This is a genomic window from Streptomyces sp. NBC_01261, from assembly GCF_036226385.1.
Taxonomy (GTDB): domain Bacteria; phylum Actinomycetota; class Actinomycetes; order Streptomycetales; family Streptomycetaceae; genus Streptomyces.
Genome location: NZ_CP108463.1, coordinates 10,907,809 through 10,928,371 on the forward strand (window position 1 = coordinate 10,907,809; position 20,563 = coordinate 10,928,371).

Annotated in this window: 19 protein-coding genes; 7 read left to right on the forward strand and 12 right to left on the reverse strand. The window is 69.5% G+C overall.

Translation table 11 applies throughout. From position 1 onward, the window contains the following. The first annotated feature begins 109 nt into the window (after positions 1-109). A complete protein-coding gene (locus OG226_RS48540) occupies positions 110-352 on the forward strand; it encodes a hypothetical protein (RefSeq protein ID WP_329352838.1) in 243 nt (80 codons plus the stop codon). 130 nt (positions 353-482) lie between these two features. Beyond that, a complete protein-coding gene (locus tag OG226_RS48545; protein ID WP_329352839.1) occupies positions 483-800 on the forward strand; it encodes a hypothetical protein in 318 nt (105 codons plus the stop codon). 20 nt (positions 801-820) lie between these two features. Here OG226_RS48545 and OG226_RS48550 read toward each other — a convergent pair whose 3' ends face one another. Then, entirely contained in the window at positions 821-2,848 is a 2,028-nt protein-coding gene (locus tag OG226_RS48550; RefSeq protein ID WP_329352840.1) for an ATP-binding protein, read from the reverse strand. Positions 2,849-3,327: 479 nt separating this feature from the next. Between OG226_RS48550 and OG226_RS48555 the strand changes: the two genes are divergently transcribed. Then, on the forward strand, positions 3,328-4,371 hold the full coding sequence (locus tag OG226_RS48555; protein ID WP_329352841.1) for an RNA-guided endonuclease InsQ/TnpB family protein: 1,044 nt from the start codon (positions 3,328-3,330) through the stop codon (positions 4,369-4,371). Positions 4,372-4,467: 96 nt separating this feature from the next. Beyond that, a complete protein-coding gene (locus tag OG226_RS48560; RefSeq protein ID WP_329352842.1) occupies positions 4,468-4,767 on the forward strand; it encodes a hypothetical protein in 300 nt (99 codons plus the stop codon). A 66-nt stretch (positions 4,768-4,833) separates the two neighbouring features. On the opposite strand, the gene OG226_RS48565 is transcribed toward OG226_RS48560, so the two are convergent. The 9 genes from OG226_RS48565 to OG226_RS48605 all read right to left on the reverse strand — a co-directional run bounded on the left by OG226_RS48565 (position 4,834) and on the right by OG226_RS48605 (position 16,672). After that, entirely contained in the window at positions 4,834-8,043 is a 3,210-nt protein-coding gene (locus OG226_RS48565; RefSeq protein ID WP_329353728.1) for a TIM-barrel domain-containing protein, read from the reverse strand. A 382-nt stretch (positions 8,044-8,425) separates the two neighbouring features. Continuing rightward, positions 8,426-8,563 carry a hypothetical protein gene (locus OG226_RS48570; RefSeq protein WP_329352843.1) on the reverse strand — a complete coding sequence of 46 codons (138 nt, stop codon included), beginning with the start codon at positions 8,561-8,563 and terminating at the stop codon, positions 8,426-8,428. A gap of 266 nt (positions 8,564-8,829) precedes the next feature. Next, positions 8,830-9,636 (reverse strand): alpha/beta fold hydrolase, encoded by an 807-nt coding sequence (locus tag OG226_RS48575; protein WP_329352844.1) that lies wholly within the window; start codon positions 9,634-9,636, stop codon positions 8,830-8,832. A gap of 68 nt (positions 9,637-9,704) precedes the next feature. Beyond that, positions 9,705-10,163, reverse strand: coding sequence for a cupin domain-containing protein (locus tag OG226_RS48580; protein ID WP_328685927.1), 459 nt, complete (start codon positions 10,161-10,163; stop codon positions 9,705-9,707). Between the two features lie 803 nt (positions 10,164-10,966). Continuing rightward, a complete protein-coding gene (locus OG226_RS48585; RefSeq protein ID WP_329352845.1) occupies positions 10,967-12,574 on the reverse strand; it encodes a sodium/solute symporter in 1,608 nt (535 codons plus the stop codon). Next, a complete protein-coding gene (locus OG226_RS48590) occupies positions 12,571-13,002 on the reverse strand; it encodes a DUF485 domain-containing protein (RefSeq protein WP_328685930.1) in 432 nt (143 codons plus the stop codon). Before OG226_RS48590 ends, OG226_RS48585 begins: the two co-directional genes overlap by 4 nt. A gap of 525 nt (positions 13,003-13,527) precedes the next feature. Continuing rightward, positions 13,528-15,333, reverse strand: a complete 1,806-nt coding sequence (locus OG226_RS48595) for a RecQ family ATP-dependent DNA helicase (RefSeq protein WP_329352846.1) — start codon at positions 15,331-15,333, stop codon at positions 13,528-13,530. Between the two features lie 156 nt (positions 15,334-15,489). Continuing rightward, positions 15,490-15,849: a nuclear transport factor 2 family protein gene (locus OG226_RS48600; RefSeq protein ID WP_328685932.1), complete on the reverse strand. Its 360-nt coding sequence runs from the start codon at positions 15,847-15,849 to the stop codon at positions 15,490-15,492. A 49-nt stretch (positions 15,850-15,898) separates the two neighbouring features. Next, positions 15,899-16,672 carry an SDR family oxidoreductase gene (locus OG226_RS48605; RefSeq protein WP_329352847.1) on the reverse strand — a complete coding sequence of 258 codons (774 nt, stop codon included), beginning with the start codon at positions 16,670-16,672 and terminating at the stop codon, positions 15,899-15,901. A gap of 128 nt (positions 16,673-16,800) precedes the next feature. On the opposite strand from OG226_RS48605, the gene OG226_RS48610 reads away from it, so the two are divergent. Together OG226_RS48610 and OG226_RS48615 are read left to right on the forward strand one after the other, a co-directional pair. Then, on the forward strand, positions 16,801-17,319 hold the full coding sequence (locus OG226_RS48610; protein ID WP_328685934.1) for a winged helix-turn-helix transcriptional regulator: 519 nt from the start codon (positions 16,801-16,803) through the stop codon (positions 17,317-17,319). Positions 17,320-17,411: 92 nt separating this feature from the next. Continuing rightward, positions 17,412-17,894, forward strand: coding sequence for a pyridoxamine 5'-phosphate oxidase family protein (locus OG226_RS48615; protein WP_329353729.1), 483 nt, complete (start codon positions 17,412-17,414; stop codon positions 17,892-17,894). A gap of 28 nt (positions 17,895-17,922) precedes the next feature. On the opposite strand, the gene OG226_RS48620 is transcribed toward OG226_RS48615, so the two are convergent. Then, the gene (locus OG226_RS48620; RefSeq protein WP_328685936.1) at positions 17,923-18,519 is read right to left on the reverse strand and encodes an NADPH-dependent F420 reductase; all 597 of its coding nucleotides are present in this window, start codon (positions 18,517-18,519) and stop codon (positions 17,923-17,925) included. Positions 18,520-18,590: 71 nt separating this feature from the next. After that, positions 18,591-19,406: an inositol monophosphatase family protein gene (locus tag OG226_RS48625; protein ID WP_328685937.1), complete on the reverse strand. Its 816-nt coding sequence runs from the start codon at positions 19,404-19,406 to the stop codon at positions 18,591-18,593. A gap of 136 nt (positions 19,407-19,542) precedes the next feature. On the opposite strand from OG226_RS48625, the gene OG226_RS48630 reads away from it, so the two are divergent. After that, positions 19,543-20,490 carry a LysR family transcriptional regulator gene (locus OG226_RS48630; protein ID WP_328685938.1) on the forward strand — a complete coding sequence of 316 codons (948 nt, stop codon included), beginning with the start codon at positions 19,543-19,545 and terminating at the stop codon, positions 20,488-20,490. Positions 20,491-20,563 lie beyond the last annotated feature (73 nt).

Consider the following 20,563-nt stretch of genomic DNA (forward strand, 5'->3'; position numbering starts at 1 on the left):
CGTGCTGTGCGCGTCGGCCACTCTGCTCATCGGGGCGGGTCTGGTTGCCGGACCGGCAGCTCAGGCCTCATCGTCATCGCTCAGTGGATGCAGGCAACCGTACGTCTGTTTGTACGAACGCCACGAGGTCATGGTGGGCGCCTACAAAGACGTCACAGGCTACTGGCAGACCTTCAGTCGTACCGACGTCAGGTACGCCTACAACGCCCGGCACCACGGTGTCGCGTACTTCCTCTACAGCAGTGGCTACACCAGCTGTGTCGAACCGGGGCGCCAGGCCTCTCTGCGCATCCAGGGCTACGGCAACGTGACCGGCATCCGTATCGGCACCCGCTCGCGCTGCTACGTCTGACCCGCATTCGATCCTTCGCGCACAGGCTGAGTGCGGCCGGCGCACCGGATCACGGGCGGCCCGAGGAAGGGGGCCGCAACTCCCGAGGCCGTTTCCGCCCTGCCATCATGTTCTGCGGAAGGGGGTCCGCATGGCACAGGACAAACGGCCTTGGGAGCGATCGCGACAGCCGAAAGAGGCCGCCGATCTGCCCCAGACCGAGGACGTCATCGGTGTGTTCCGCTACAAGGGCGCCGACGTCCTCACCATGAGTGACGCACAGGTCCGCGCCTTCTGCCTGGAGCGAGCCAGGTTCTTCCTCTACGAGGCGCAGGTCAAGGCAGCGGACACTCTTGGCGGGCCCGAACTCAACCTCGCAGCCCAGTATGCGGCGATCGCCGAGGCCTTCAGGTCCTCCTCCGTGCCGCCCGGGGGCCAGGCAGACGGGCCCCTTGAGAACTCCCCCTGACCACTGGCACAGGACAACGGTCAGGAGGAAAGCGGACCCTGCATCACCAGCGCGAGGCCCTCTTCCGCGTCGTCGTTCAGGGCGTTGGTGAAGGCCTTGTCGTAGGCGTCGTCGCCGACCGACTCGCGGGCCTGCGACTCCCACAGGTCGCGGACCTCGGAGAGTTCCGGGGTGCCGTGGTTCGGGTGGCCGAGCATGCGCCAGAACGTGTTCCCCGTACCGGAGGTGCGCGCGGCCGCGATGCCGTTGCCCTGGACCGCGTTCGCCCCGGTGAGGAGGTCGAGCGCGAGGGCGATGCCGAGGTTGTCGTTGAGGTTGTGTTTGCTGGTGAGCATGGCCCGGGCATGGAGTTCGGCGTCGTGCGCGCGGCCCTGGAGGAGGTCTATGAAGGCGAGTTGGTGGAACGCGTACGACCGGGCCCAGTGCTCGCCGTACCGGACGCTGAGCCGGCGCAGGGCGATGGCCGCCTCGTAGGCCTCGGTCAGTCGGCCCAGCGCGGAGTGGGCGAAGGTCCGGATCACCATGCAGCACAGCTGCGGCGCGCCCGACGGCGGCGATGTGCCGTGGCCGATCAGCGCCTGGTCGCACACGTCGTACGCGAGCTCGGGACGGCCGGCCATGAGGTGGGTCAGGCCGAGGGTGTGGGCGGCGAAGAGCTCGGACTGCGGGGTGTCGTCCTCGCACGCCGCCTCTGTGCACTCCTCCCCGATACGCAGGGCGGTCGGGTGGTCGCCCTGGAGGGTGAGCGTGATCCCCAGGGCCCAGAGCGCGCGGGTGCGGGACGGGCCCTTGGGGGTGTCGAGGGCCAGGACACGTTCGAGATAGTCGCGGGATTCGTGGAGGTGCCCGCAACAGGGCCAGAACAGGCCCGTCCGTCCGGCCATCTCGACCGCGGCGTCGGGATCCGCCTCGATGAGGTGGTCCAGTGCGGCGCGTACGTCGGCGTGGGTCGCCGAGATCCGCGCGTACCAGGCGACCTGCCGGTCACTGAGCCAACCGGCCTCCGCCTCGGCCAGCATGGCGGCGAAGTGCTCGGCGTGGAGCCGGGCGAGGGCGCCCTCCTCACCGAGTTCCGCGAGCCACATGGCGCCGTACTCGCACAGCGTGTCGAGCATCCGGTAACGCTCGCCCACCTGTTGGAGAACCGACTGGTCGACCAGCCGCTCCATCAGCCACGGGATGTCGTCGGCGATGAGCGGACCGCCCGCGCAGACGGACTGCGCGTCGGCCAGGTCCAGGGGACCGCGGAAGACGGACAGCCTGGCCCACAGCAACCGCTCCAGCGGGGAGCACAGCTCATGGCTCCAGCCGATCGCCGTACGAAGCGCCCGATGCCGTCTGGGCCACACCGTCTCGTCCACGAGCGTGTCCAGCCGTGAACCGAGACGCTCGGCGATCTCCGTGAGGCTGCTCTCCCGCAGCCGCGCGCAGGCGAGTTCGACGGCGAGGGGGATTCCCTCCAGGCGGTGGCAGATGGCGGAGACGGCTTCGGCCGAGCCGGGGGTGTCCAGGGACAGCGCGGGCGCGGTCGTGGCACAACGCTCGCGGAACAGACGTACGGCGTCGCCGTTTCCGCCGTCGTCACCGTCGTCCATGGAGAGCGGAGCCACCTCGATACGGTGCTCGATCCGGACCCCGATGGCCTGTCTGCTGGTGGCGAGGATGGTCAACTGCGGTGCTGCGGCGAGGAGTTCGCTCATCAGCAGCAGACAGGAGGCCAACACGCGTTCGCAGCAGTCGAAGACGAGCAGGATCTGCCGACCGGTCAGCCACTCGCACAACGCCTCGACCGGGGCGCGCGGATTGTGGTCGAGGAGGTCGACCGCGTCGCAGACCGTCGCGGTGAACAACCTGTCGTCGTAGAGGTTGGACAGGTCGACCCACCAGACCCCGTCGGCGTACTGCCCCCGGATCTGCTCCGCGACGCGCAGCGCCAGTCGGCTCTTCCCGACTCCGCCACCACCGGTGAGCGTGACGCATCGCTGCTGCGCCAACGCCGCTCTGACTGTGTCGAGTTCGCTGTCGCGGCCGACAAAGCTGGTCGTCATCACTGGGAGGTTGCCTAACACGCTCCCATCCTGCACGGCCCGGAGGAGGGGCTAAACCCTCTCATCGGAAACGGTCATAAGTGATCGGAGTTGGCAACTATTCGATCGGACGGTTGCGGTGGTCGACAGGGTGAAGTGCTGTGGCGGGTGTATCGATTCGGCGGGGTCCCGGCGGCCTTCGGAAACGGGCGGTTGCGCAGGGCGGAACGGCTCGGCAGTCGCTGAGGAGTACGGACGCGGGCACGGATTTTCGGAGCGTGATTCCTCCATCTTCCGCTGACCGGCGGGCAGTTCCGGCACCTTCCTGCTCGACCGGATCCAGACAGAAGTTCGCCCGCACGACCCGGTCGCCCTCGGTGCGCGCGACGACCATGCCTCTCACCAGAGAGGAGACGGACGCCTGCGGGGCAGAGCAGGGTGAAACCTCCTGCCGTGACCGAGAGTTGGGCGTTAAGCCGCAGCCTTGCCAGTTGGTGAGAATGACCGCGATTCATGTGAAGCGGGCGTTCAAGTACCGCTTCTATCCGACCGAGGAGCTGGCCTTCCTCTCCGAGGTGTCGTCGGTTCCGCTCCAGCAGTGCCTTCGGCACTCGCGGACCGCGTTCACCGGCTTCTTCGCCAAGCGGGCCAAGTACCCGCACTGCAAGTCGCGGAAGGAGTCGCGGAAGTCCGCCGAGTACACCACCTCCGGCTTCCGCTTCCGTGACGGCCGGCCGACTCTGGCGAAGATGTCCGCTCCGCTGGACATCGTGTGGTCCAGGCCTCTGCCTCAAGGCGTGAGCCCTTCGACGGTGACCGTCTCCCAGGACAGCGCGGGACGCTGGTTCGTCTCGCCGCTGTGCGACGATCCGTCCGTCAGGCCTCTGCCCGCCAGCGGCAACGCGGTGGGCATCGACGTCGGCCTCAACCACCTCCTGACCCTCTCGACAGGTGAGAAGATCGCCAACCCCCGCCACGAGCGAAAGGACCGCGTACGGCTGGCCAGGGCCCAGCGGAACCTGGCGAAGAAGGCGAAGGGCTCGGCGAACCCGGCAAAGGCCCGGCGCGAGGTCGCCAGGGTGCACGCCCGCATCGCCGACCGGCGACACGACCTGCTCCGCCAGCTCACCACTCGGCTCGTGCGTGAAAACCAAACGCTCGTGATCGAGGACCTGACCGTACGCAACATGGTCAAGAACCACTCCCTCGCCGGTGCCATCAGCGACGCCGCATGGCACGAGTTCCGGAGCCTCTTGGAGTACAAGGCAGCGTGGTACGGGCGGGCAGTCGTGGTCGTGGACCGCTTCTTCCCCTCCTCCAGGCTGTGCTCCACCTGCGGCACCCTCCAGGAGAAGATGCCGTTGCACGTCCGTACCCGGACATGCGACTGCGGCACGGTCCACGACCGGGACGTGAACGCAGCGAAGAACCTGCTGGCCGCCGGACGGGCGGTTACAGCCTGCGGAGCTGGTGTAAGACCTCAGCGGAGTTCTCCGGGCGGGCAGTCGGCGATGAAACAGGAAGCCTCACGGCGCGAGCCATAAGAATCTCCTCCCATCAGGGAGCGGAACGTCAAGCTCTACCGCCAGATCCTGCCCCTCGGGATCCCCGGCCTGTACTTCAACGGCTACAACTCCTCCTTGTTCAGCCCGCTCAACGCCGAGATCGCCGCCCTGTGGATCGCCACCGACGCCCACCACTGCCGCGGCACCAAGATCATTCCGCTCTCCATGCACAACGCCGACGAGGTGCTCGGCGACCTGGACCTCAACGTCAACCCGCGCGTCCGTGCCGCCCATTGGCTCGGTCCGGTCGGTCCGGCCGCGTACCGACGACTGACTCCGACGCGGCTCAAGCGCCTGGCGTCGATCGAGCCCGGAGACCGGGACCGGCCGAGCGTTCTTCCCGGCGCGGGCATTTCGGCTTCGGGGATGAGCTGAACCCCGGCGAGAGGAACTCGCCGGGGTTCGACGTCGTGCCGGGTCATGGGGACTTGCTGGAGCCGGTCAACCGCACGTCACGGTGATCGGCGTGTGCGCGCTCCGCGCCGGGAGCGTGACGGTCAACGTGCGGGTCGTACTGTCGAAGTGGTAGGCGTGGGAAGGGAGTTGGGACCCTCCCACTCGGACGGTGCTCGGGGCGGTGACGCCGAGGAGGGAGACGGTCCACTGTCGCGTCTTCACCTGGCCGTGGAAGGTTCCGGTCGGAGGGGTGATCGTCACCGTGTGGCGGGTGCCGTTCTCCCGGTACCGGATCTTCGTGACGGCGCTGTGGCCGCGCCCGGTGCGGGCGGTCCCGTCGTCCTCGTAGAGGGTGGAGGAGCCGGAGGCGCCCGCCGCGACGGTGAGCGTGACCTTGGTCAGCGGGGCCTTGTCGTTGCTGGTGACGTCGTTCGAGCGGGTCGGGATGACGGCGCCCGCGCGGACGAACACCGGCATGGTGTCGAGGCCGTCGGTGATGTTCTGGGTGGTGCCGCCGGCGTAGGTCTGCCCGGTGAAGTAGTCGGTCCACTGGCTGCCGGGCGGGAACCACACCGAGGTCGTCGTCGTGGTGCCGGGCGTGGTGACCGGCGCGACGAGCATGTCGGGTCCGTAGAAGTACTCGCTGCCCGAAGTGGCGTACGCCTGCGGCTCGTTGGGGTATTGCAGGTACATCGGGCGGGTGACCGGGACACCGGTCGTGTTGGCCTGCTGCGCGAGGGAGTAGGTGTAAGGCACCAGGTTCTCGCGGAGGTTGAGGAACTTGTCGGCGGAGGCGCGGGCCGCCGTGCCGTACTGCCAGGGCAGGCGGTCGCTGTGGTTGCTGTGCAGGCGGTCGATGGGCTGGAAGGTGCCGAGCTGGACCCAGCGGGCGTACATGTCGTCGGGAAGCTTGCGCGTGGTGCGGGTCGTGCCGTCGGCGGTGTAGGTCTCCGAACCGGTCAGGTTCGTCGTGTCGTTGTGGCCGCCGATGTCATGGCTGATCGCCGACATGCCGGTGGCGGCCGCCTCACCGGGCGTGTAGCCGACCTCGGCCTTCAGGGTGCCCCAGGTGGAGGAGGTGTCGCCGGTGAAGTGGACGGTGGTGCGCTTGTCGGCCCACGGCCCGGTGGGCAGGCCCTGCTGGCCGCTGTAACCGCCCGCCTGGAGCGAGCCGTAGGCACGGGAGACGGCGAAGCCCCGGCCGATGGTCTTGTCGGCGTCCGTGGCGTACTGCTGGTTGATCCACGCGTCCGGGGTGACACCGGGCAGTGAGGACTGGGAGGCGTCGCAGCACCAGTCCAGCCACCAGAAGTCGTTGCCCTGCTGGTCCATGGTCCGGTGCAGGTCCATGTACGCCTTGAGCTGGTCGGGGTCGCCCCAGTCGAAGGTGTAGCAGTCACCGGCACCGCTGCTCGCGGCGGACGCGCAACCCCCCTTGTGCAGCTTGCCCTTGGCGGTCGCCTGGGCCTGTGCGAACTGCGGGTCGCTGCTCAGGATGCTCGGGTGGATGTTGAGCGTGTTGTGCAGCCCCTGGGAGGCGGCCCAGTCGAAGAACCCCTTCGGATCGGGGAACTTGGACTGGTCGATCTCCCAACCGCTCCACGTGTTGGGCGACTTGAAGTCGGTGTCGGTGACGAGGACGTCGAGCGGCACGCCCTCGGCGCGGAAGGCGGGCAGGATCCGGTTCTCGTAGTCGGCGGCGGTGCGGTCGATGTACTCCGAGTACCAGACGCCGTACGCCCATTGGGGAAGCAGTTCGGGCGGCCCGGTGAGGGTGGCCAGGTCGGTCAGCGCCCGCTGGTAGTCGTGGCCGTAGCCGAAGACATAGCCGTCCTGGTACGGCACCCCGCCGCGGGAGGGGCGTTGAGTGACTTGGTGGGTGCCGGTGTCGTACAGGGCGGAGGCGGTGTCGTCGAGGAGGTACCAGCCGTCCTTGTAGAGCAGGCCGGGCGTGGTGGCCGGCGCCCCGTTGTCCCCGTTGACGCCATCGAGGCTGCGGCGGTAGCCGCCGAGCGCCAAGTGGGGTTGCGGAGCCGGGGAGTTGGCCGCCGTGACGGAGACCGTGTCGAGGTTCACGTGACAGCTCGCGGCGTCCGGGCAGCCGACGGTGATGTCGTTGGCCCCGGCCTTGAGGGTGACGGGGACGGAGGCGGTGCTCCAGGTGTCCCAGTTGGCGGTGACGGGCAGCGACAGGGTCCGCGTGGTGCCGCCGGAGGACACCGTCGCCGTACGGGTCTGGTAGAACCCGTCCCGGCCGGTGGCGTTGGCGTAGCGGACCTGCAACGCGTAGGTGCCGTCGGCTGGTACGCCGACCACATGCATCAACGCGCTTGCGCCCTGGTTCAGTTCGGCGAGGAAACCGCTGCCCGAGTACCCGGCGTGATCGGTGGCGGTGATCGTCGTACCCGAGACGCGACCGTCCTCCGCCTCGCAGTTCACACCGTATCCGCAACTCGTGATCGCGGTCGTGGAGGTGGAGGGGAAGCCGCTGCCCTGGTTCACCAGGGCGACGCTGTCGAGGTTGACGTTCCCGGAGTCGGTGGCGGTTCTCGTCAACGTCAACGTGTGGTGTCCGGCGGCGAGTTGGACCGCGCTGCTCGCGAGGCCCCAGGTGTCCCAGTTGGCGGTCGTCGGCAGGCTGAGCGTGCGGCTCGCGCTGCCGTCCACCGTCAGCGTGAGGGTGCGGGTGGTGTTCTGGCCGTCCCCGCCGACGGAGTTGGCGTAGCGTGCGTCGAACGTGTACGTACCCGCTGCGCTGACGTCGACGTCGGCCGACATGGAGGCGCCCGTCCCCTCGAAACCGGCGAGGAACCCGGACCCGGTGTAGCCGGTGTGGTCCGAGGCGGTACCGGCTCCACTGTGGGGCAGTTGCTCGGCCTCGCACAGGGCACCCAGGCCGCAGGTGAGCCGGTGCCACGGACTGGCGTCGACCGCCGAGCCACCGGCCGACAGGTGCACGGAGAGGTTCTGCGCGTCGAACGGCCCTGAATCCACTTGGTACTTGAGCGTGAGCGCGCTCGTGGTGATGGTCAGCCAGCCGTTGGAGGTACTCGATGTGTACGCGGGCGGTGTGAACGCGGTGCGGCCGATCGCGTTGAACGTCGCGCTGTCGGTGAACTTCCCGTCCTGCGCGTACTCGGTGCGGATCAGGGTGGGGGACAGGACCTGGAAGCGTGCGTTGCCCGAAGTCACCGACGCGGAGCGGTGGTTCGCCGCTACGTGCGCCGAGGCCGCTCCGGTGCCGGTCACGAGCATGGCGGCCAGCGTGCTGATGAGGGCGAGGACCGTGACGTGTCTTCGCGGGGTACGTGTGGTGCCTGACGCCGATCGTCTTCTCACGGGCAACTCCGTCCTGGAGTGGGGCCACTTGGGCCCGTGGTGGAGGTGTGCCGTTTCCCGTTCGCGCCTGGTGGAATCTGCTCCTGGCCGACATCGTTGTCAACCCTCGCGGCTGAGGGTTCCTGTGCGTATTGGTTCACCGGGGCGGGTTTCTGGGCGGGATGGGAGCTGTGTGGACTTCTCTGGATGCCGTAGCGGTGAGTTGACGTGCTGTCAGGTTCGGGTGTTGGCGTGTACCGCGGGCTGTGGTGGCTGTCAGGCCGATCGCCGTGATCAGGAGGTCGCCGGTGGCGCGTATTCACCAGACCGGGTGGCGGGCGGTGGCGAGTCCAGGTCTGCCCGGGGCGCGGGTGCGGGCGGTGATGGTCGAGCCGAGGACCGCGACGCCGAGGTTGTCGCTGATCTGGCGGACGGCGGTGGTGATCGCGGCGGACATCCGGCCTGGGCGTGCGGCATGCCGGCTACGGCGGTGCCGGTGATCGGGGCGTTGACCAGTCCGAATCCGATGCCGAGGAGTACGTAGGCGGCGCGCAGGGTCGTCCATGGCGCGGTCGGGGTGGGTGTGGTCAGCGACAGTGCGGCGACGGCGATCAGTATGCCTGCGGCGACCAGTGGCGGGCAGGGCCCGCGCGAGGCAGTGAGGCGTCTCGACAGCGGTGAGGAGGCCGGCGGGAGGTGACGAGGGGGCCTGGTGGCCGAGGTTCAGCGGGCGGCGGCGGTGACGTCCGTGTCGGTGCTGTTCCAGATCGCGTGGATGACCTGGTCGGGGGTCTCCAACTGCGGGGAGTGGCCGGTTTCGGGGAGCAGTTGGAACTGGGCCTGGGGGATCGCGGCGGCGTAGGCGCGTCCGTAGTCGACGTCGACGATCCCGTCGCTCTCGCCCCAGAGCACGAGGGTGGGGATCTCCAGGGAGCCGAGACGTCCGGGGAGGGTGGGGTCGGCCATGGCGGAGCCCGCGTAGACGGCGATCGCGGCCCGGTTGCCCGCGGCGATCGCCCGCGCGGCCGGAGGCAGGGTCGTGGGGTCGATGCGGAACGGCTCGGGATCGTGGAAGGTGAGCCGGAAGACCTCGTCCATGGTCAGGGAGAAGAAGTCGGCCACCGGACGGCCGGGCACCTCGATCCCGACCGCGTCGATCAGGACGATGCCGCTGACGCGCGGCGACTTCAGCAGCGCGATCTCGGCGGTGATCCAGCCGCCGATGGAGTTGCCGATGACGGTGACGTCGGTGAGCGTCAGTTGGTCCAGGAGTGCGCCGTAGAGGGTCGCGAGGCTGGAGACGGTGGTGAGGGCGTCGGGGCGCTCGGTGCCGCCGAAGCCGGGGTGGGTCGGGACCAGTACGCGGACGTCGTGAGCGGCGGCGAACTTCTCGGCGAACCCTGTCACGGACTGTGGGCCGGCGCCGCCGTGCAGCAGCAGGAACGGCTGTCCGTATCCGTATCCGGCCACGGACACCTCGACCGGGCCGACTCCGTCGAGGCTGACGGTGTACTGAGTGGTGGTTGCCACGGGCTGCTCCTGGATTGGCCTGATCGGTTCGGGTGCCGGGTGGGCCGACGGGTTGTGGGTGCGGATGATCAGGCGAAGTCGGTGGACGGCTCGGTGGCGTAGTGGCTCATCGCCTCGATCGTCGCCTCGGGCGTCAGGGGGCGGCCGGCGGCGATCATGTCGCGCAGGTCCCGGAAGTAGTCGACGTACAGGTCCGGGGTGAACGTGTTGAGCAGGACCGTCGTGCCGTCGGTCGGGTTGGCGAAGGTGTGCGGGGCGCCGGGCGGGACCATGACCAGCGTTCCGGCGGGCGCGTCGTACACGGTCTCGCCGACGGTGAACCTGGCCGCGCCGGACACGACGTAGAAGCCCTCGTCGTGCCGGGCGTGCCGGTGCTGCGGTGGACCGTCGGTGTGCGGGGCGAGCGTGATCTCCCCGATGCCGAGGCGGTGATCGGTCGTGGTGCCGTCCTCCAGGATCCGCATCCGGGTGGGGCCGAGCTGGATCGACTCACCGGCGTCCGGGCCGACCACTGAGACGTCTGTCATCTGAGTCTCCAAGGGTGGTAAGAGAGTTAACTGTGTTCGTTGGGGTTGACTCTCATCAATATAGGCGGGTCGACCTGTTCATGCAAGTTCACTCTCATGATGAGAGTTTGGGTTCGGGTGGTGTCCCGGCGTGAGGGGAGTTGTTGCCTTCGGCTCTGCCGTCATGCGGGGCGGAGCGCGCCGGTGCTGGACCGTTGCCTGCTGGAGTCCCGGTTGCGGGTGCGTCGGCCATCGTGACGAACAGACCGTGCCGGCAGGGCAGTTACTCATCCGCCACCTCGGACGGCCCCTGCACTGCACTTCGAGACGATGCCCGACACGAGGGCGAAGTTCTCGTGCTCCGCGGGCCGGTGGGCTCCGTCGAGGTACGTCTACTGGTGGCCCACTCGGACATGATCTACGAAACGGCCGCCAACCTAGAGCCGGCCGAAGGACAGGCCGCGCACAGCACGCTCATCGAACGGGTCAAGGCGGTCGCCAGGCGACGCGTCAACAACGCGGAACGCCAACTGGGCCTGGCGCTGGCCCAGGCCGCGAAGGACCTCGCGGACATCCACCTGACCGACCCCGAACGCTTCGGCACGATTCTGGCCCGCGGACTCAATGCCTTCCGACGCGGCCTGCAACTGACGTTCGCCGCACGGCCGGACGTCGACCGACTATGCCCGTTCGACCACAGCGGCGCGGAACCCACCCGCACAGGGAGTCTGCCGGCAGTGCTTCCTGGCCACCTCCCATCCGAGGGCTACGAGGACCGTGCTCGGCCTCCGTTGCGGCCTGTTGGCCCGGTCGGCGGCGCAGGGTCATCCGTTTCTGGGATGAGACGGTCCGGCCAGCAGTACGGGTTCGATCGCCTCGTAGCGGTGGCGTTCGCGTGCGGTGGCCCTTCGGCCCGACAGGACAGTGCCGAGGATCCCGCAGAGGAAGCCGACCGGGACCGAGACCAGGGCGGTGGTGGTGAAGGGGAACCAGTTGAAGTCTGACTCGGGGAAGGCGGATTGGGGAGAGCCGGAGACGAGGTTGGTGCCGGTCATCAGGATGAGGACGCTGAGGCTGCCGCCGATGAGCGTGCACAGCAGGCCGGCACGGGTGAAGCGCCGCCAGAAGAGGCCGAGGACGAGCGCGGGGGCGATGGCCGAGGCACCGAGGCAGAAGGAGACGATGGCCAGCGGTTGGAGGCTGCGGTGCTGGGCGAGTACGGCCAGTGCGATCACCGGGATGCCCACGGCCAGGGCGGCCAGGCGTGCCAGTGCCATCTCGCGCAGGGGCGGTGTGTTCGTGCGGGCGAGGACGTCGTGAGCCAGGGAGTTGGCGCAGGCCAGCGTCATGCTGGCCACCGATGCCAGCAGGGTCAGGAAGATGGCGGTGGTGACGGTGGTGAACAGCAGGCTCTCCGCGCGGGAGAGGTTCGGTCCGAACGCGGCGCGCGCCCCGAGCAGATAGGCGGTGCTGCCGTGTGGGTCCGCGGCGGCGATCGTCTTGCCGCCGATGAGGGCGGTGGCGCCGACGGCGACGACGGTCATGACCGCGATGAACAGGGCGACCGCGGAGACCGCCCAGGACATCGCGCGGCGCACCTGACGGGTGCTGCCGGCGGTGTACATGCGCATCGTGACGTGCGGCAGGCAGGCGCCGCCCAGCACGATGGCGCACTGGGTGCTCACCATGTCGAGGGCTGGGTGCTGTCCGCCCGCGAACTGCAGGCCGTAGCGCAGGTAGTTCGGACCGGCCCCGCTGTTCTGCGCGGCGGACTGGAAGAGGGTCTCCGGGCTCCAGCCGAAGGTGTGCAGGATGAGTGCGGCGACGACGAGTCCGGAGCCGAGGAGGATGACCGTCTTGAGGATCTGGATCAGGGCGGTGCCGCGCATCCCGCCGATGGCGGCGTACGTGATCATGAGGGCGCCGGCGCCGACGACGCAGCCGGTGCGCATGGTGCTGTCGTTGAAGCCGAGGACGAACGCCAACAGCTGTCCCACGCCGGCGAGTTGGACGACCATCATGGGCACCAGGGCGGCGAGGGTGACCGCGCACGCGGTGATCCGCACCGCGCGGCCGGGCATACGGCGGGCGAGCACGTCGCCCATCGTGAACCGGCCGGTGTGATGCAGGGGTTCGGCCAGCACGAACATCAGGAGCAGCAGCGAGAGCAGGGTGCTCAGGGCCAGTACGACACCGTCGTAGCCGCACAGCGCGATGATGCCACCGACGGTGAGGACGGTGGCCGCGGAGATGTAGTCGCCGGCGATGGCCAGGCCGTTGCGCAGGGGCGACAGCAAGCGGTAGCCGGTGTAGAACTCGTCGAGGTCGTCACGGTCGGGGCCGGTGACCACGCACAGCAGCAGGGTGAGGGTCACGACACTGAAGAACGCCACGAGGGACCAGGACTGCGCGGCGCCCTTGAAGTCCGTCACGGCCGTACCTGCCCGTCGCGGGCGTGATGGGCCCGTCGTACCCGGCGGGCGAGGGGGTCGACGTATCGACGCGCGATTCCCTCGTAGAAGAGCACGGCCAGCCAGGTGACGGGGAGTTGCACCAGGGCCAGGAACAGTCCGGTGGGCAAGCCGCCCGGGGCGGGGCGGGCCATCACCGAGGGGAATTGGACGGTGAGAGTGAGGAAGGCGGCGAAGTAGCCGAGCGCCGCTAACGCGGCGACACGCCGTTGCCAGCGGCAGGCCCGGCGCAGGAGGCGCAGATCGCGGTGCGGTCCGGTCGTCGAACGGGGCAGGGCCACCGGCCGGCGGTCGCCCTGTGGGGCCGAGGCCCACGTGGGCGTGGTGGAGGAGGCGTGACGTCCGGGCCGGTACTGGAGCGGCTGTAACTCGGAGCTGTCGGAAGACATTCCAAGATCTCCTAGTGGGTCGTGGGCCCCAAGAGGTGCGGACCGCGACAGGGCGGGGAATGGTCCGGGTCCTCGCACGCTATGCGGGTGGCGGACCGCGCGCAGGACTTCCGGTGAACTCCCTGGTGAGGAGGACTGCGACGCTCTGACCTCGGATGTTGTGAGTGTGAAGCGTGTGACGGAGTATCACGGGAGTGCCCTGTGGGCCCTGGACGCGTCGAATCGGCCGGCGAGCGCGTGGTGGTGATGGTTGCCCCGCCGGTCACGACGCGGGGTACTCCTGCATGGAGGTTCGGCCGAGGGACGAGCGGGGCCGGCCGGGCCGCAATCGCGGCCGCCCAGCGCGTCGATGCCCGGCTCACGGACGACGAGTCGTTCAGCGCCTGCATCCGCCGCCGACGCCTGGAGGAAGCGGCCGAGGCGCTCACCGCCTCCGGATCGCAGCTCGGCGTCTCCGAGGCCGCCGCGCTCTGGCAGTTCACCGACGGCAGCCACTTCAGCCGCGCGGGACTCGCGGAGCCGGCGTCAGTGCGGCGCATCGGGCAAGGCGACGAGCAACTGCTTGTCCGTCACCACCGCCAGCGACAGGGTGCGATAGCCGACGGACTCGAACAGGATGGTGATCTTGCCGTCGCCCTCGCTCATGACCTCGCCCCGGCCCCACTGGTCGTGGCTGACGCTGACGCCCGGCAGGTAGGCGTGGTCGTCCGTCTCGGCTTGTGCAACGGTCTCCGCCGCCCGGACGGCACCCGCTGTGGTGTCCGAGCGGGCACCGGCGCGGAGCCATCGGCGTTGCCGTGCGGCCGACTTGTCGGGCCGTCCGCCGTCCCCGGACCGCTCGCGCCTCGGACCGCTCGCAGGCTCGGTCACCGGACCCGTGCAGTTGTCGCACGCCCCGCACGGGACGGGGACGGAGTCGCCGAAGTACCCGAGGAGGAACCGCCGCCGGCAGTCGGTCGTCTCGGCGTACCCGCGCATCATGTCGATCCGGGACTGTTCGAGCTTGAGGTGTGTGGCGTGGACGGCGAGGGCGCTCCGCACAACGGCGTCGACCTCGTCGTCCGCGGAGGCGCCGTCGGCGTCGTCCACGCCGGTGAAGCGGCTGCCGTCCCGTCCGGTGCGGACGGCCCCGGTCTCCTCCAGCAGGTTCAGCACGGCGGACAGCGCCGTCGCGCCGAGTTCGCACTCGGCCCGGAGCCGGGTCGCGCTCACGGCGGTAGCCTCGCCGCGCAGGAATTCGGCGACGCGGCGCAGTGCGTCGGCGTCGGGAGCACCGGTGGCGAAGAAGCGTTGCAGGCCGAGATCCTGCGGGCGGTAGGCGAGGATCGCCCTGGCCGGTGCTCCGTCGCGGCCGGCCCGGCCGATCTCCTGGTAGTAGGCGTCGAGCGAGCCGGGGACCGACGCGTGCAGTACGAACCGTACGTTCGCCTTGTCGATGCCCATCCCGAACGCCGAGGTGGCCACGACCACGTCGAGTTCACCGGAGCTGAACCGGTCCTGGGCCTGGCGGCGTTCGGCGGCGGAGAGGCCCGCGTGATAGCTCGCGGCGGCCAGCCCGAGGTCGCTCAACTGCTCGGCGTAACTGTCCGCCGCCTTCCGCGTCCCCGCGTACAGGATTCCCGGCTTCTCCTCGACAGCCGACCGCTCCAGGACGAACCGCTCCTTGGCGGCCACGTCCTGAAAGGCCGACACCTCCAGGCTGATGTTGGGACGGTCGAAGCCGGCGACTATCTCCACCGGGTCGTTCATGCCGAGACGTTCGGCGATGTCCCGCCGTACCGGAGCCGCCGCGTTCGCGGTCAGGGCGAGCACCGGCGGATTGCCGAGCCGTTCGCGCGCGTGGCGCAGCCGCAGGTAGTCCGGCCGGAAGTCGTGCCCCCAGGACGACACGCAGTGCGCCTCGTCCACCACCAGCAGCCGGGGACGGACAGCGGCGAGCCGGTCCGTGACGTCCGGCTTGGCGAGCTGTTCGGGAGCGAGGAAGACCACATCGACCGAGGAGGCGCTGATGCGGGCCCATGCCGTCTCGTTGTCGCTCTTGCGCTGCGCGGAGTTGATGGCGGCGGTGCGCAGCGCGCCGGATCCGAGCAGGCTCTGCATCTGGTCCCGCTGAAGCGCGATCAGTGGCGAGACGACCACGACGGGACCGCCCAGCAGGACCGCGGGCACCTGGTACACGGCGGACTTGCCCGCGCCGGTCGGCATGACGGCGAGCACGTCACGCCCCTTCATCACGGCCTTCATCGCGCTCAGTTGGGCCGGACGCAGGTGCTGCCAGCCGAAGACCCGACGGGCGGTGCCGCGCAGACGACGGGACGTGAGTGCGAACATGGTTCTCCTTGAAAGGGGGCGTCCAACCGCCGTGTGTCTGGCGGCTACCCCCGTTCGCCGGGATATCGCCTCGCGGTGGGGCCGTGTCTCCCAACTCCGTTGGGCACAAGGGGTGTCGCCGATGCGCGTGGACCTCCGGGCGCCGCTTGAACGGGCTCAGGGTTCGATGACGAGCTGCTCGACGAGGTCGTCGCGCAGGGTGAACCGGTAGTGGAGATCGACGGTGCCGCCGGGGAAGTCGCCTTCGAGGTGGTGGGTGGCGATGTAGTGCGCCGCGTCGGTCTCCTGAGCGTGCGTCAGTTCGGTCGTGTACGTGTACTCGCTGGCGGCACGGTCCAGCCACCGCTCGATCGCGGCGCTCCCTCGGTAGGTGTGGCCGTCGTCGATCACGACGGCGTCGTCGGTGAACGTCGTGACCGCGGTGGCGGTGTCGTGGGCACGATGGGCCGCGAGGTAGCGGGTGATGACCTCCGGCAGGTCGTTCGGGGCGATGGTCCGGGGCTGGGTGTCGTGCATGACGCTCCTGTCGGTGACGGTGGGTTCGGGCGGTTGAGCGATGGTGGGGTCAGACGGTGGGTGTGGTGCCGCCGTCGATGACGTGCTCGGCGCCGACGATGGCCGAGGCGCGGTCGGAGACGAGGAAGGCGACGAGTTCGGCCACCTCCTCGGGCCTGTTGGGGCGACCGAGCGGGATGCCTCCCAGGGACTCCATGAGCCGGCCCAGTGCCGCTTCCTGGCTGATCCCGGCTTCGTGGGCGATCCGGGCGACGAGGTGGTCGGCGGAGGGGGTCTGGATGAAGCCGGGCGAGACCGTGTTGACGCGGACGCCGTGCGGGGCGAGCTGGTTGGCCAGGCCCTTGCTGTAGGTGGACAGGGCGGCCTTGGCGGCGGCGTAGGCCAGGGTGCCGTTCCACAGCGGCCGGCGGCGCTGGATGGAGGTGACATGCACGATCGCACCCCGGCCCGTGACGATCATGTGCGGCACGAGCGCGCGGTCAAGGCGGACGGCGGCCAGCAGGTTCGTGTTCAGCTCCGTCGCCCACTCGTCCTCGCCGAGCGAGGCGAACCCGCCGGCCGGCGCATGGGAGCCACCGAGGGTGTGGACCAGGATGTCCACGCCTCCCACGCGGCCGTCCACCTGGGACGCGACATCGGCGGCGCCCTGGGCGGTGGACAGATCGGCGGGGATGAACGTCTTCGCCTCGATGTCGTCGGGGCGGCCGCGGGCGGTGACCAGCACGGTCGCCCCGGCTGCGGAGAGCCGCCGGGCGATCGCGGCTCCCGTGCCCTTGGTGCCCCCGGTGACCAGGGCACGTCGGCCTTCTAGGGATTCGCTCATGGACGGGGATTCGCTGATGGACGTGGTCACGTCGAGTCCGTTCCCGGGCGCGGGCATGCCAGGCGCCACCCCCGTACTAACTGCTAAAATGGAAGCTACTAACTTCGACTTTAGCAGTAACTGAGAGGATGGCCACCGTGGCAAGTCGGATCAGGCTGGAGGACCGGGAGTGCCCGCTGTCCACGACGGTGGAACACGTCGGCGAGTGGTGGACGCTGCTGATCCTCCACGACGCCTTCGACGGCTATACCCGTTTCGACCAGTTCCAGGAGAACCTGGGCATCTCCTCCAGCATGCTCACCACACGGCTGAAGACCCTGGTCGCGGACGGTCTGCTGGAACGCCGGCCCTACCAGACGAATCCGGTGCGCCACGAATACGTACTCACCGAACTCGGGCACTCCCTGCGCCCGGTGATCGTCGCCCTGGCCGCCTGGGGCAACTCCCGCCTCACGGCGGCGGAGCGCAGCATGATCCTCGTTGACGCGGACAGCGGCGAGGAGGTCGAACCCGTCGTCGTCGACGCGAAGTCCGGCCGCCGGCTCGACGACAGTGCCGCCTACGTCTTCACCGCGGGCCCCGCGGCCAGCGACGCGATGCGCGACCGCTACGCGGGGCGTCCGACTGTTCCCGGAGGAGAGGGGTGACCTCCCGGTGGACGTCGAGATCGCGGTGACGGCTCCGTCCCCGGGGCGGACGGCGACGACTTCCCTGGAGGACGGTCACGAGAGCGACTGAGATCACCGAGATCCTGGACCGGCCGATCGGCCGGGAACTGCCGGCGCGTGACGTGCTCCGGCTGGCCTACGTGGCCAAGGACGGCACGCCCCGGAACGTCCCGATCGCGTTCAGCTGGAACGGCTCGGAGATCGTCATGTGTACGACGAAGAACGCCCCGAAGCTCCCGGCTCTGCGGAAGAACCCGACGGTCGCGCTGACGATCGACACCGAGGTGCATCCGCCCAGGATCCTGCTGATCCGGGGCCGGGCGGAGCTGGATGTCGTGGACGGCATCCCGGAGGAGTACCTGCGGATGAACGGCTCCTACGAGATGACGCCCGAGCAGCGGGTCGAGTGGGAGGCCGAGGTCCGCTCGCTCTACGACGGCACGGTCCGCATCGTGATGAAGCCGGCCTGGGTGAAACTGATCGACTTCGAGACGACCCTGCCGAGCGCGGTGGACGAGCTGGTCGAGCGGCGCGCCGAGCGCGAGAACGCCTGATCGGCGCGGGCCGCTCCGAGCACGTGGATCAGCGGGCGATCGAGATCGCGAAGGGCGCGAACCCGCTGGACCGGATGACATGTGGTACGAACAGGATCGCCCCCTCCGTTGCCCGAGCCGTCTCGATCCCGCCGAGGTCCGTGATCCACTCCTGCCGCCACCCGAGGTCCACGAGAAGCCCGCGGACGACCTCCTTGGCCTCCGGGTCGGCGCCGGAGAGGAAGGCGGTGGGCGGCTGAGCGAGCGAGGAGGGCTCGGTCATCACCGAGTGGAGCATCGTGTTGAGCGTCTTGACGACGAGCGTCTCGGGCAGCGCCTCCTGAAGCTGCTCCGCGAGACTCGAACCGGGGTAGAGCAGGTCGGCGGGCAGTCCGTCCGGTCCGTCGACGGTGGCGTTGGAGACATCCACGAGGATCTTGCCCCGCAGCTCCGAGCGCAGCGCGGCGAGCCGCTCCAGCGAGCCTGCGCCGGGGGTGGCGTTGATGACGATGCGCGCCGTTCGTACGGCGTCCGCGGTGGCGTCCGGGGAGCGGGTCACCACGGTCACCTCGTGTCCGGCCCGGGTGAGGGCGGTGGCCAGGCCGCCGCCGACGCGGCCGCTGCCAAGAACGGTGATGTCACTCATGTCGGTCCGGTCCTTCTGTGTCTCGAAAGTGATCAGTGCTCAGTGGTACGTGGGCTCAGTGGTAAGCGGGTTCAGCGGGAGAGCGTGGCGACCGCGTCGGCGTGCACGTCGGGTGCGGCGGCCAGGAAGCTCTCGCTCTCCGGAGTCCAGGGGCGGCCCTCGACGTCGGAGATCCGTCCGCCGGCCTCGGTGACGAGCAGTGCCCCGGGAAGCAGGTCCGCGCGGGCTCCGGCGAACTGCCAGAAGGCCTCGATCCGGCCGGCGGCGACGTTCACCAGGTGCAGGGTGGCGGGCACGGATGTGCGTACCACGAGGGCGTCGACGAGCATCTCGGTGATCGAGGCGCCGACGCGCCGCACGACCTTCTCGTCCTCGTCCGGCCTGGCCTGGCTCGTCGCCACGATGCTCAGACCGAGTTCCGGGGTCCCGGCCACGTGCAGTGCCCGGCCGTCGAGGTGGGCGCCGGCTCCCACGCGTGCGGTGTACGTCTCGCCGGTCATCGGCAGGTGGACCACGGTGAGCGCCGGCTGGTTGTCGCGTACGAGGGTCGCGGTCACCGCCCAGTCCGGCAGGCCGTGCAGATGGTTGACGTTGCCCTCGGCCGGGTCCACCACCCACCATTCGCCGGCCGGGAGGGCGCCGCCCGCCAACTCCTCCTCCACCCAGCGGGCGTCCGGGCGCAGGGCGGTGAGGCGGGGGCGCAGGATGTCGAGGACCGAGTCGTCGTTGGCGGCGAGCGCGTGCATCAGTTCTTCGAAGGTCCGGTAGGGGACGACATCCCCGAAGCGGTCCCGCAGAGCCGCTCCCGCCGCGCGTACGGCGCTCTCGGTCCCCGCGAGCAGGTCGGCGTCGGAGGTGATGGCGGTGTCCTGGATCGATTCGGGCATGGCGGTACTCCTGTCTGAGCAGGGTGGATTGAGGTCGGCCGGGCGAGAACCTGGGTTCTTCCGTGCCCGCACTTCGAAGGTAGGAGAGGCCATCGTTAACAGCAAGTGCATGTAAAGCACGGCTGGGATGACTCCCATGCAACTGAATCTGCTCGCCGCGCTCGACGCTCTGCTGGAGGAAGGCAGCGTGGCCGGCGCCGCCGACCGCCCGCACGTCACCGCCCCCGCGATGAGCCGCAGCCTCGGCCGGATCCGGCGCACGACGGGGGATCAGATCCTGGTGCGCACCGGACGCACGATGACCCCGACGCCGTACGCGATCGCCGTGCGGGAACCGGTGCACGACCTGCTCCAGCAGGTCCGGGGCGTGCTGGCGCCGAGCCGTGAACTCGACCTCGCGACACTCGAACGCACCTTCACGCTCCGCTGGCACGACGCGCTCGTCGCCCTCGGCGGGCCCGCGCTGCTGACCGCCGTGCGCGAGCAGGCACCCGGCGTGCGGCTGCGATTCATCGCGGAATCGAGCGTCGGCACACCGGAGTTGCGTCGCGGCGAGGTCGACCTCGCCGCGAACGCCGACCGCCCGACCGCACCCGAGATCCACGCCGACCGGGTGGCCGAGACCGAGCAGGTCGTCGTCGTACGGCGGGGGCATCCGCTCACCCGGGTGAAGACCGTCACCGCCGCGCGGTACGCCGCGGCGGAGCACATCAGCGTCTCGCGGCGCGACAGGCTCGGAAACATCCTCGACGACGCTCTCGCGCGCCTCGATCTCACGCGACGCGTGGTGGTCACCGCGCCCACGGAAAGCGCCGCGTTCGAGTTCGCGCGGAACTCCGATCTCGTCGTCACCGCCCCCGGGTCCACGGCGCGTTCGGCTGCCGCGGACCTCGGCATGGTCCTGCTCCGGCTCCCGCTCGACCTTCCACCGGCCCCGGTGTACCTGTCATGGCATCAGCGCTACGACACCGACCCCGCGCACATCTGGCTACGAGAGCTGGCACGGACCGCGCTGACCGACGTGGTCGGAGGGGACATGACCGGTAAACGGGACAGAAACTCCCGACCAATCCGAGGTGAATGATTTACCTGCATCAGGTGTACAACCCTTCACCCCCTCCCTGTGTCGAACTGGCGTGCAACGGCGCCGCCGTCGC